Origin of the sequence: Robertmurraya kyonggiensis (assembly GCF_005116465.1) — a bacterium.
GTDB classification, from domain to species: domain Bacteria; phylum Bacillota; class Bacilli; order Bacillales; family Cytobacillaceae; genus Robertmurraya; species Robertmurraya kyonggiensis.
On sequence record NZ_SWBM01000001.1, the window covers coordinates 341,358 to 353,187 of the forward strand.

The window sequence follows — 11,830 nt, forward strand, 5'->3', positions numbered from 1 at the left end:
AAAAATTCCGGTTAAATCAAGAAATTCACCGACTTCTCTATAAATAAGCGGAATTTTTCCGGTTAGGCTATACATTTTTCATGATTTTAAGGATTATTAGGTCAATTAGCGGAAAATCTCCGTCTATTTCACCTAATAATCTTTAATTTTTCAAAATAAGCGGAATTTCTCCGGTTCAGTGGGTACACCTGACGAAAATCAAAAAATCAACAATTGATAATAATAGAGCATTAAAAAAAATGATAAAAAGCGGCAGTACTTGAGTCATTTCATAATGTAGCGACTATGCATTTTGAAATTTGATAGATTCAAACGTATTGCCGCTTTTCTTTTTGGAGAAAATAAGATAAAATTAGTAGTAGGTACTAATAACTTGTTATAAAGAGACTCTTTTCGCGGACATTATTTATTTTCTTACGAAAAAAACTTATTGCTTTTAGTTAGTACTTGTCAAATGTATAGTAATATTTCCTCTTAAAAACAGTAAGCGGTGGCGAAAAGTGCTGTGCAAAGAATTTGTAGCAATTAACCACATAGGTGGTGTAAATGTCGGCTTTAGATTTTTTTCGAAGAAAAAAATTAGGACATTTACGAAAAAAACAATATTCAATAAAAATGTGTATAAAAAACGGAGGTAATTTTAAAATGACACTTTCTTTAGAAGGAAAAAATATAGTCGTAATGGGAGTTGCAAATAAACGTAGTATTGCATGGGGAATTGCTCGTTCTCTTCATAATGCAGGAGCTCGTTTGATTTTTACTTATGTAGGGGAAAGATTAGAAAAAAGCGTAAGAGAACTTGTTGATTCATTAGAAGACAATAACTGTCTTGTTTTACCTTGTGATGTAACAGTGGATGAAGACATTGCGAAATGCTTTGCCACAATCAAGAATGAAGTAGGAACGATCCATGGAGTTGCTCACTGTATCGCTTTTGCTAATAAAGAAGAGCTTCAAGGCGAATATATGAACACAACTCGTGATGGGTTCTTACTAGCTCACAATATCAGTGCTTATTCTTTAACAGCAGTGGCTAAAGAGGCAAGAGGGTTAATGACAGAAGGTGGAAGCATCGTAACGCTTACGTACCTAGGTGGTGAGCGTGTAGTACAAAACTACAATGTTATGGGTGTAGCAAAGGCTTCTCTAGATGCAAGTGTAAGATACTTAGCAAATGATTTAGGACCACAAGCTATTCGTGTGAACTCTATTTCTGCAGGTCCAATTCGTACATTATCAGCAAAAGGAATTAGCGATTTCAATTCAATCCTAAAAGAAATCGAAGAGAAAGCTCCTTTAAGAAAAACAACAACACCTGAAGAGGTTGGAGACACAGCTCTATTCCTATTCAGCGATTTATCTCGTGGCATGACAGGTGAGAACCTTCACGTTGACTCTGGTTATCATATTCTTTAATTAAAACAAGCTCACCTTTTAAAAGGGTGGGCTTTTTTGATCTGAAAAATAAGGGCTCACTTGGAAACGAAATAACCACTTCGGCATACATATAGAAAGAATCAATTGTATGGGGAGGTGCAAGCAATTTGAGTAAGGAACAGAAGAAAAGGGAGCCCCTACTATATATACATCAGCCAGGATTTCAACCTCCTGAAGGTGTCATGCAGAAATCCTTTTCAGCCAAGAATGCTGACAAGATTGTAGAAGAAACCAAAATAGAGGCTGGAATTGAACGGAAAAGTAGAGGAGCATTAGAACAAGAATTCCAAAATAGAGACATAACATTAACGTCTAAGCAGGTTCAACAAACGATAGAAGATTATGAGCAGGCACAAACTGTGCAGGAACCAAGCCGAGGGGGACTTGGTCTTAGAAGACTTAAGTCGTTTAAAGAAATGGACTTAGTGGAAAAGCTTGACTACTTAGAAAGGTTTCCTCCTCAATTACCTCCGATTCCATGTAATTTCACAACAGAAAACGGGACGCTACGAGGAATCTTAATTGAGAAAAATGCGCATGAAGTGGTCATTCGACTTTTTGATAAAAAGGAAGTAACCATTGCAATCCAAGACCTGAACGAAGTAAAAATGATCGGGTTTCGTTGAAAATTGCTCGATCAGAAAGAGCCAGTCGAAACAGACTGGCTTTTTGACTAATGAATTATTTTTTTAGTCTTCACAAATGTCTAAGTCTACATCAGCGATACATTGAATTGCACAGAAGCAGCTTAAGTCAACTGTTACGCAATCGTCAGTTCTTTCAAAACGATCCACTTCGCAAACTTTACCTAAATCAATGCAGCAACCTTTTGTTAAATCAACTGCTTCACGATCGTGTTTCACTGGCTTGATGACACGTAAAGTGGCACAGCAATTATCGAAGACTTCTTCAACGCGGAAGAAGATGGATACGCACGCACAGTTATCTTCTCTGAAGAATGCATGGAAAGGAGAACCATCTGCTGTCTTTAATACAAATACGCGAGTATCTACACGATTCCTTTTGGTTGGATTAACTAAAGAACCAAGAGGTTCCTGGAAGCAATTAGTAGGACATTCACAAACATCTTCGGCTGCATCTTGGATGTCTTTTATAGCACGAACAACTTCACATACACAGTTGCCGCCACTAACGCCTAATACGTCGTTGTTATTTTTTCCACAACCCATTCGTTTTTCCTCCTTATTTTCTTAGATGTAATATTACATTAATAACATATTGCTATAAGGGCGTTTGGGTAACGGACAAACGCCTTGTTTCCTAAAAATGGGCAGAATAATTAATTGATAAGGGATGACTAGAATGACAATTTCTTGGATGGAGATAGTGATTATCTCTTTGGCCAGTTTCCGATTAACAAGACTGATTGTTTTTGATAAAATTACTGAATTTTTAAGAGCACCATTTTTTGAGGAAGAAATTGAAGTGAACCAAGATGGACAGGAAGAGGTCTATTATGTTCCGAAAAAAGGCATATACACGAATTTCATGGGTGAATTGTTGAGCTGTTATTGGTGTACTGGAATATGGTCTACACTTGCAATCTGTATATTTTATTTTGGCTGGCCTGCCTACGCTACACCCATTTTAATCATTTTGGCAGTTGCGGGAATTGCTGCGATTATAGAGACAATTGTACAAAGATTGCTGTAAAAAAGCTCTTATCTCATACTTTGTTGCTTTGAAGCGATAATACAATGAATTTATCTTTTGTTTAAAGATCATTAGTCGCAAATCAATGTGAAAAGAGCCAGTTTTTTTCGTAGAAAAAAACATGCAATCTAATTACGAAGTACCAAATAGCTATATATACGTTAAAATCGGCCGCTGGCCAACGGAAGTAGGATTTTAACAACAATCTTTACGAATACAGTCTTCATAAATGTGGGTATTTTTAAAAACTAGGTAAAGGACATATACATGCTTTAATCAAGTTGCATAATGTATCATATCGTTACTGATTTTTGTTTAGGGAAAATTTAATTAGGATGGGAGAGAAGGTTCGTGCGAGTACAAAACAACACGATGACAAATAAAAACAGACCACTACCACCGCTTCAGGCAAACAAAACACTTAAAACGACAACAAAGAAAAAGGGCTGTGGATGTGGGAAGAAGAGTTCTCGATAGTTAAAGATGTTTTCGGATTTAATTTACTTAACATAGTAGAGGCTGTTCCAATAGGGCTTTTGCCTTTTGGCTGGCCTTTTTATTTTGGATAAGAATTGTACATATTCTCTTCATGAAGAAAATATTGGAAGCAGAAATTTAATGGAAATGGTTCATATTTTGTGAAAAGGAAGAGGAAAATAATAAAGGAATTTACAGATGTAGTGGAGGAAGGGAATCCTAAATGAGAAAGTGTTTATTTCTATTAATGATGATGAGCGCAGTCCTTGTAGGTGGATGTAACAATGATGGTCCGAAAGAGAGCGGTATCTCATTAATTAAGACAACGAATCCTACACCTGTTGCCATTGGTAAAAATACAAAGAAAGAATTAGACCTCATTCAGTCCGTTGAAAAGGATATTGAGGGCTTCAAGGAACTTTACGATGTCGCTGTGGTTAAGGGTAAGGAGGATATTCTAGTAGCTTATAAAGTAAAGCACATGCAAAGGTTTCACATGAAGAAAATAGAGAAGAAAATGAATAAGCTATTAGAGGAAAAATACCCAGATGAAAACTTCATCGTCTCGAGCGATTATAAAATTTTCCTTGAAGCAGTGGAGCTAGAGGAAAACATGAAGGATTCGAATTACTCAGGAAAGGAAGCAGAGAAAAAACTACAAGAGATTATCGAAATGAAGAAAGAGCTAACATGAAAGGAGCTTGGCGATGGGGAATAAGGATAATCAATCAAAGGAGCAACAGCAGTATCAATCATTAGAAAAAAAGTATGAAGTGAAAAGACCTGTTCTAAAAAACTGCATCAAAGCATTTTTTGTAGGTGGTCTCTTCTGCTTAATCGGGCAAGCTGTGAGCTATTTCTACATATACTTTTTTAATTTCACCGAACAGACAGCGGGGAATCCGACTGTTGCCACAATGGTCTTTTTCTCAATGCTCTTAACGGGATTTGGCGTCTATGACCATATTGGACAATTTGCTGGTGCAGGTAGTGCTGTACCTGTTACGGGTTTTGGGAATGCAGTTATTTCTGCCGCGATTGAACACCGGACTGAAGGCTTTGTTCTTGGGGTTGGTGGCAATATGTTCAAATTAGCGGGTTCCGTTATTTTATTTGGCGTATTTTCCGCGTTTATTGTGGCTTTAATCAAGACACTTCTCATTAAATGGGGGGTTATTTAATGCGTAAAGGACAGCAAACTTGGGTCTTTGCCAATAAACCGGTGATCGTTTCAACGGGTGCATCAGGAGGGCCTTTTGAAGCGAATGGAAGGCTTGCAGCTGATTTTGATATTCTCCATGACGATTTATGGATGGGAGAGGACTCCTACGAGAAAGCGCAGCGTGTGTTGATGGAGGAGGCAGCGCAAACTGCTCTAGAAAAAGCCAACAAGAAAAAAGATGATGTTCATTTCTTTATTGCGGGGGATTTAATTAATCAAATTACTCCTTCCAGTTTAGCGGCTCGAAATATCGAGTTACCCTATTTAGGTATTTTCGGTGCTTGCTCTACTTCGATGGAGGGACTTGCTCTAGCATCCTTTTTGATTAATTACGGGGGAGCGGACTATATTTTAACAGGAGCTTCTAGTCATAATGCGGCTACGGAAAAGCAATTTCGCTATCCTACGGAATATGGAGGACAAAAGCCACCAACTGCCCAATGGACTGTTACCGGTGCTGGTGCTGCCTTAGTAAAAAAACATGAAAATGAAAGGGGGCTGCCAGTCGTCACCTCGGCAACAATTGGGAAAGTTGTCGACCTTGGAATGACGGATCCTTTTAACATGGGAGGAGCAATGGCACCAGCTGCTGCTGATACGATTACGGCTCACTTTAAGGATATGAATCTAGACCCGGACTATTACGACTTAATTTTGACAGGCGATTTGGCAAGGATTGGTCAGAATGTTACGTATGAACTTTTACAAAAAAACGGGATCAATTTTGAACGAGAGAAGTTTCAAGATTGTGGGATCTTGATCTATAAAGAGGATCAGCCCGTTCAGGCTGGTGCGAGTGGAGCAGGTTGCTCAGCTTCTGTATTGTACGGACATATCATAAAGGAAATGATGAAAGGGACTTACAAGAAAATTCTTGTTGTTGCTACAGGTGCTTTGTTATCGCCACTGACGTATCAACAGAGTGAAAGTATTCCTTGTATTGCTCATGCCGTTGCCATTGAGATGGACATTTAAAAGGAGGGTGCCGCATGCTACCTATGTTTTTCTGGGCATTTGTGATTGGTGGACTTATTTGTGTGATCGGACAGCTATTGTTCGATGTGGCCAAATTAACTCCAGGGCATACGTTAAGCTTGTTTGTAGTGTTAGGAGCAATCCTAGATGGTCTGGGTTTATACGAACCATTAGCTGATTTTGCTGGGGCGGGAGCAACGGTTCCGATCACGAACTTTGGGAATACGCTCGTCCATGGTGCGTTACAGGAAGCGGAACAACATGGTTTAGTGGGTGTTTTAACGGGGATGTTTGAAGTCACTAGCTCAGGGATTTCAGCTGCCATTGTCTTTGCATTTCTCGGAGCCCTATTCTTTAAACCAAAGGGATAATTAGAAGTGTAAACAAGCCAATTCTGCCATGAAGCCTATACACTTTTTTTGTGTCCCACATATGTTACTTGTGACACCATTAAAGCGAGGTGACATATATGGGCTTCGGATATGGAGGCTGTGGCTATGGTGGCTACGGTTATGGCGGCGGTGGCTATGGAGGTTCAACCTTCGTACTAATCGTTGTATTGTTTATTTTGTTAATTATTGTTGGAGCTAGCTTCTACAACTAATAATTAGCAAACAAGTCAGGAGGAATGCCGTTAATTGAACGGCATTTCTTTTTTAATTGTTTTTTTTCAGACGCTGTAGCTTTTACGACTAGAACATAAAAGAAGTTTGTTTATATTTTACGTATATCTTAAATTTGTGAGAAAAAAACATGCTCACAAGATCTTAAGCACAAATTATATATTTCTACGTTAAAATCGGCATTAGGATTTTAACAAACTTTTTACAAGTAGCTTTAATTATGTTTTTGACATTAATCATTAAAAAAGAGAGTAAATTTTATATTAAGGAAGTAAGAAGGACAACTAAAGGGGTGTGGAGGATGAGGTTTTCACAAACAATTGCACTGATTACTGGGGCCGGAAGTGGAATTGGCAAGGAAGTAGCCATTCGTTTGGCTGGAGAAGGAGCTAGAGTTGTCCTTGTGGGAAGAACGAAATCCAAATTAGAGGCTGTGGCAAATGAGATTAATAGAACAAAAAGAATCCCTATGGCGGAAATTTTTCCTGCGGACGTGACGGATGAAGAGGAGGTAAAAGAGTTGGCAGATTACATTAATATTCATTTTGGTGACCTTCATATTCTAGTTAATAATGCAGGCGGAGCCAAGAATTCCAAAATACTAGATACAACTGAGGAAGATTGGGATGATGTACAAAAAACGAATTTACGGAGTGTCTTTCTAGTATCTAAAATGCTAGGAAATCTCATGGTCACAAAAGCTAAGGATGAAAATGGACTGCAGGGAAGAGCAATCGTTAATGTCGCGTCATTATCGGGTCATCAAGCTGGCCAATTTCTTCCTCATTACAGTGCTGCTAAAGCTGGTGTCATTAACTTCACTCGTGCTCTTGCACTTGAACTAGCTCCATACGGGATTCGCGTGAATTCTGTTTCACCAGGTTTCATCGAAACTCCATTGACAGAACAAGGGCTACAAAATGATAAATTTGTCAAAGCGATTGAGCGAAATACTGCTTTAAAAAGAATTGGAAAAGCAAAAGAAATTGCTAATGTGATCGCGTTCATTGCTTCCGAAGAAGCATCGTATATGACGGGGTCTGATGTGCTAGTCGATGGAGGCTGGTTAATTAAATAGAGCTCTTTTCTCAAACTTCATTACTCATCTAGAGTAAGAGATACCTTAGTGGATGAGAAAAGAGCAAATTATTTTTGAAAAAAATAAGCATGCAAGTTTAATAAATGAGCACAAAATAGCTATTTCTACGTTAAAATCGGTTTTAGGATTTTAACATCAGGTTTTTTTCGAAGAAAATAAACAATCTATACAAAACGATGTTGAATAATTTGAAAACGCTATCTTTTTGTGGTGTTTCCCATATGACTTAAGCCTTTCCTTTTAATACGATATCACCTTTTTAAGCTCCATTCATAAAATAGAATTAGCTTAAGAAGGAGGCGTAGTTTAACAGTATGGATAATAATTTCTTTAAAAATATTGAAAAGAAAACAGGCGTCAATATGAAGGATGTTTTTGAATTAGCCAATTCACTACAAAACGCGAATTTCAAGGATGAAAAGACGGTTCGAAGTGTAATTAGAAGAGTGTCCCAAATCGCTCATAAGCCAGTCAATAAGGAAACGGAAGATAAGATTGTTAAATCCATCGTTAACGATGGCAAACAACTTGATTTTAACACCATTTCTAAAATGCTGAATAAGAAATAAGTAATATAAGAAGCTGTCCCAAAAAAATTAGATATTTTGGGATGGCTTCTTTTTTTGCTGGTCTCGACGGGTTCATGCGGACACTGTTGATAGGATTATGAAAAAAGTTGTCTTCATGAAATGTTCATGCGGACACTGTTGATAGGATTATGAAAATAGTTGTCTTCATGAGAGGTTCATACGGACATTATGGATAGGTATTTGAAAAAAGTTGTCTTCATGACGAGTTCATGCGGACACTGTAGATAGGCATTTGAAAAAAGTTGTCTTCATGACGAATTCATGAAGACACTATTCAAGTAATCGACCCAAAGATTGTTCTCATGAAAACTAAGATATAAACACCAGTGTAAAGACAGCCATATTTATCACTTCACTGGTGCTAAAAACCGCGAAGGATGAGCATTTTTTCCACGCCTTTTATCTGGAACCGAAATATATAGTTGTTCCATTGCTCGTGTAATGGCCACATAGAGAAGGCGTCTTTCTTCTTCAAGAGGTGACACATCACCGTTTCGATAAGAGTCGAGAGCATAGTCATGTGGAAAGCTACCATCAACCGTACTGATGATATAGACAATTTTATACTCTAATCCTTTGGAACGATGGATCGTGCTTAATGTAATAGCATTCGCTAATCCCTTACTTATATTCTTCATTTCTTTATTCATGGCAGTCATATGATTAACATGCTCTAAGAAATCAAGAAGGGTTTGAAAGCCACGGGCAGCGACTTTTAGATCACGCACGTCATCGGAGCCTTTATCCAGCTTGTTTCCTTCGTTTCCTTTTTTTTTAATAAAATCACCGTAACCAAGCTCTTTTTCAACTGTTTCAATGGCGGTAGGAGGTGTCAGTCCACGAATCGAACGAATGACAGACACAAGTTTCTTTAATTTTCTCTCCTGAAAAGCAAATCCGGTTTTAACCTCGCTTAAGCACTCCAACATGCTACAGTCTTTGAGAATACTGTCGGCTTTTAAATCTTGAAGTACATTATTTTTCACAAACAATACAGGGAGAACATTGCGAATAGCGTCCTGATCATCTTCGTTTAAAGCCAGACGAAGGAAGGAGAGCATTCCTTTGACGATAAATCTTTCATAAAAAGGTTCTGCATCCTGGTCAATTCGAAATGGAAGACTAGAATTGGCTAATCGCTCAAAGACGGCCCGGCTCCCAGTGTTTGTCCGAAAAAGAATGGCGAAATCCTGAGGCTCATATCCTGCTGCAATTTTTTCCTGAATGTCTTGAATGATCATCGTCGCTTCTTCTTCCTCATCAAAAGGATAGAAGAGAGTTGGTACAGCCGGAGATGAAAATTGGGCTTTCATTTCCTTCGGTCGACGCTCTTTATTTTTCTTAATCACCGCATTGGCAGTCGCAACAATTTCATGGGTAGAACGATAATTTTCATTGAGTACAACAATCTTCGCATTTGGATAATCTTTCTCAAATTCTAGCAGGTAATGCGGGTCACTTCCTCGAAATGAATAAATAGATTGATCATCATCGCCAACTGCACATATATTCTTTGAGGCACAGAGCAAACGAATTAACTCATACTGGACTTTATTAATGTCTTGGAACTCATCAATAAGAAAGTATTGAAAGCGATTTTGATAGGCTGCAAGAATACTAGGATTCTCTTGGAAAAGGTGATAGCAGCCAACAAGCATATCATCAAAATCGAAGAGAGCTTTTTCTTCCTTCTTTTTCTCATAATGGTTGTACAAAAATGCAACCTTTTCCTCCCATGGAGATTCTGGCCGCACCTGAGAAGGGAGGATCAAAAATTTTTTCAAAAACCAATTTGTTGAATGGCTAAATCGTAAGCAAATTCTTTTTCATCTAGCTCTAATTCTCTTCCGCCATCCTTAATAATTTGTTCCTTTTGCCACTCTTTTTTTAAAAGTTTGTCCGAGCTCCATCGATTTCGATCATGGAATGATAAGATTCGATAAAAAATACTATGGAAGGTACCTGCGAGTAGCTTTCCGATATTGTAGTTCTCCATTTTTGGATATGTTTGTAGACGGTGTTTCATTTCCGCTGCTGCTTTCGCTGTAAACGTGACAAGCATAATCGATTGAGGATCGATTTTTTTCTCGTGAATCATATAGGCTGTTCGAGCAGTCAGTACTCGAGTTTTACCACTGCCAGCACCAGCGATGACGAGAAGAGGTCCCTCAGTGTGAAGTAACGCTTCCAATTGATTGGCATCTAAAGCAAATTGGTGCTTTCGTAAATCTTCTATATATGGACTTGTGACTGTTGCTTGGCTCTTAGTGGAATCAGTAAATACCGGAACCTTTTTAACGGGTTGGGGATTTTTAAATTCGGTGCGTTGCTCAACTGTAGTAATAGAGCGGGAGACAGGAATCTTAAAACCATTTCGCTCCACATATTCGGTCTTTTCACTAACCTGCTCTTCATTTGTCTGTATTGGATCCCGACAAGAGGCACCCTTACTCAGATGAAAGAAGTGAGGCTCGTTTTCAATCCCTAAATAAAACCGAACAGGTTCTTCACAAACAGGACAAAATAGTTTTCCTTTTTTGCCTGCATCATGAATCATTTGATAATGCTCTCTATGTAATTGGTTTATGTAAATCATTTTTTTATCAAACAGAGCTGTATTCATAAAATTCCCCTCAATTAAATCAAAATCACGCAAACTCTATCATATCAAATCATATAAATAATCTAAAGACACTGTCTGAATTTGTTTTATATTTCCTAAAGGATATGGAGGGAGAAAAATGGGTTACATCGCACCAATCCCGAATTTTCAATACAGTCAGTATGCAGAGCGAGAGCTAGGTAATGGCTATGACCCTTTTCAAATTATTCCAGTTGGACGAACGAAGCCGGCTACTAATGCTAAATTAAATCATGCAAGGGAGCAGGATATGGTTCAGATGAAACAAATCAATATAAAGAGCTCCGATCTGCCTAAAATGAGCAGTCGGAGCAAAGTGGAAGAAATATATAGTGAATTAACTGGTAAGGGAAGATATATCAATGAATGTATATAGGGAGAGATCTAGTACGTTTGAACGTGTAACGGCTCTCCTTCTTTCCATTCTGCATATAGGACTTCTTTTTCGGAGTGAACTCCATGTTTTCTTATTTCGTTAAATAATTTATCCTGGTCCCATTCAATCATTTGTAGATTATCGAGCTCAACCTGTCCATCCATAATTAAGGTTACCGGAAGTGTGACATTGGAGAGGGGGAGGTTCAAATCATGTAGTGTGGGAGAAGAATAACTTGACTTTCTCAACACACTAATCGCTCCATCTGTTTCTAAAATAGCGTATTGACATTCACGGATTGAGAATATCCCCTTTGCTCTCAGAAGATGTTGGAGCTGATTAATATCAAGATGGGCTTTTTTTAAGACTATGTAATCGATTTTTCCTTTGCGGATAACGATGGAAGGTTCCCCCTCTAATAGTTTCCGAAGACCCTTTTTTTTCTGGGTAAGAATCTCGGTTACAAAAATGAGTAGTCCCCAAACGATGACTGCAAAGATTACTTTGGAAATTGTGATTTCTTTATCATAAACGGCATTGCCCACTAATTCTCCTAAAATAAGCGCAGAAATGAAATCAAAAGGCGTAATTTGAGTGATTTGTGTTTTCCCCATCACTTTCGTTAAAACAAATAGAGCAATATAGCCAAAAATAAGTTCCAAAAAAATCTGAACAAATTCCACAGTAAATTCCCTCGTTCTCTAAAATAGTTATTC

The 11,830-nt window shown here is 38.1% G+C and carries 13 protein-coding genes and 1 pseudogene; 11 read left to right on the forward strand and 3 right to left on the reverse strand.

What is annotated here, in order from left to right:
- Positions 1-645 precede the first annotated feature (645 nt).
- Both fabI and FA727_RS01765 read left to right on the forward strand, forming a co-directional pair.
- Positions 646-1,416 carry an enoyl-ACP reductase FabI gene (gene fabI, locus FA727_RS01760; RefSeq protein ID WP_126409396.1) on the forward strand — a complete coding sequence of 257 codons (771 nt, stop codon included), beginning with the start codon at positions 646-648 and terminating at the stop codon, positions 1,414-1,416.
- A 128-nt stretch (positions 1,417-1,544) separates the two neighbouring features.
- Positions 1,545-2,063: a CotO family spore coat protein gene (locus FA727_RS01765; protein WP_158318780.1), complete on the forward strand. Its 519-nt coding sequence runs from the start codon at positions 1,545-1,547 to the stop codon at positions 2,061-2,063.
- Between the two features lie 63 nt (positions 2,064-2,126).
- On the opposite strand, the gene FA727_RS01770 is transcribed toward FA727_RS01765, so the two are convergent.
- Positions 2,127-2,627: a CotY/CotZ family spore coat protein gene (locus tag FA727_RS01770; RefSeq protein WP_136829021.1), complete on the reverse strand. Its 501-nt coding sequence runs from the start codon at positions 2,625-2,627 to the stop codon at positions 2,127-2,129.
- A 133-nt stretch (positions 2,628-2,760) separates the two neighbouring features.
- Here FA727_RS01770 and FA727_RS01775 point away from each other — a divergent pair, with 133 nt between their 5' ends.
- The 8 genes from FA727_RS01775 (at position 2,761) to spoVIF (ending at position 8,076) form a co-directional block, all read left to right on the forward strand.
- The gene (locus tag FA727_RS01775; protein WP_136829022.1) at positions 2,761-3,111 is read left to right on the forward strand and encodes a DUF1360 domain-containing protein; all 351 of its coding nucleotides are present in this window, start codon (positions 2,761-2,763) and stop codon (positions 3,109-3,111) included.
- 700 nt (positions 3,112-3,811) lie between these two features.
- Positions 3,812-4,282 carry a sporulation protein gene (locus tag FA727_RS01780; protein ID WP_246041656.1) on the forward strand — a complete coding sequence of 157 codons (471 nt, stop codon included), beginning with the start codon at positions 3,812-3,814 and terminating at the stop codon, positions 4,280-4,282.
- A gap of 13 nt (positions 4,283-4,295) precedes the next feature.
- Positions 4,296-4,769 carry a stage V sporulation protein AC gene (gene spoVAC / locus FA727_RS01785; RefSeq protein ID WP_136829023.1) on the forward strand — a complete coding sequence of 158 codons (474 nt, stop codon included), beginning with the start codon at positions 4,296-4,298 and terminating at the stop codon, positions 4,767-4,769.
- Positions 4,769-5,785, forward strand: a complete 1,017-nt coding sequence (gene spoVAD / locus FA727_RS01790; RefSeq protein WP_136829024.1) for a stage V sporulation protein AD — start codon at positions 4,769-4,771, stop codon at positions 5,783-5,785. The genes spoVAC and spoVAD overlap by 1 nt, the downstream gene beginning before the upstream one ends.
- A gap of 14 nt (positions 5,786-5,799) precedes the next feature.
- The gene (spoVAE, locus tag FA727_RS01795; protein ID WP_136829025.1) at positions 5,800-6,156 is read left to right on the forward strand and encodes a stage V sporulation protein AE; all 357 of its coding nucleotides are present in this window, start codon (positions 5,800-5,802) and stop codon (positions 6,154-6,156) included.
- Between the two features lie 98 nt (positions 6,157-6,254).
- Entirely contained in the window at positions 6,255-6,389 is a 135-nt protein-coding gene (locus FA727_RS01800) for a YjcZ family sporulation protein (RefSeq protein ID WP_126409380.1), read from the forward strand.
- A gap of 320 nt (positions 6,390-6,709) precedes the next feature.
- The gene (locus FA727_RS01805; protein ID WP_136829026.1) at positions 6,710-7,486 is read left to right on the forward strand and encodes an SDR family NAD(P)-dependent oxidoreductase; all 777 of its coding nucleotides are present in this window, start codon (positions 6,710-6,712) and stop codon (positions 7,484-7,486) included.
- A 335-nt stretch (positions 7,487-7,821) separates the two neighbouring features.
- Positions 7,822-8,076 carry a sporulation-specific transcription regulator SpoVIF gene (gene spoVIF, locus FA727_RS01810; RefSeq protein WP_136829027.1) on the forward strand — a complete coding sequence of 85 codons (255 nt, stop codon included), beginning with the start codon at positions 7,822-7,824 and terminating at the stop codon, positions 8,074-8,076.
- Between the two features lie 368 nt (positions 8,077-8,444).
- On the opposite strand, the pseudogene FA727_RS01815 reads toward spoVIF, so the two are convergent.
- Positions 8,445-10,720, reverse strand: a pseudogene (locus FA727_RS01815) (UvrD-helicase domain-containing protein).
- 118 nt (positions 10,721-10,838) lie between these two features.
- Here FA727_RS01815 and FA727_RS01820 point away from each other — a divergent pair.
- The gene (locus FA727_RS01820; RefSeq protein ID WP_136829028.1) at positions 10,839-11,114 is read left to right on the forward strand and encodes a hypothetical protein; all 276 of its coding nucleotides are present in this window, start codon (positions 10,839-10,841) and stop codon (positions 11,112-11,114) included.
- An 8-nt stretch (positions 11,115-11,122) separates the two neighbouring features.
- Here the strand turns inward: FA727_RS01820 and FA727_RS01825 are convergent, their stop codons facing one another.
- A complete protein-coding gene (locus FA727_RS01825) occupies positions 11,123-11,797 on the reverse strand; it encodes a DUF421 domain-containing protein (protein WP_246041657.1) in 675 nt (224 codons plus the stop codon).
- Positions 11,798-11,830: the final 33 nt, after the last annotated feature.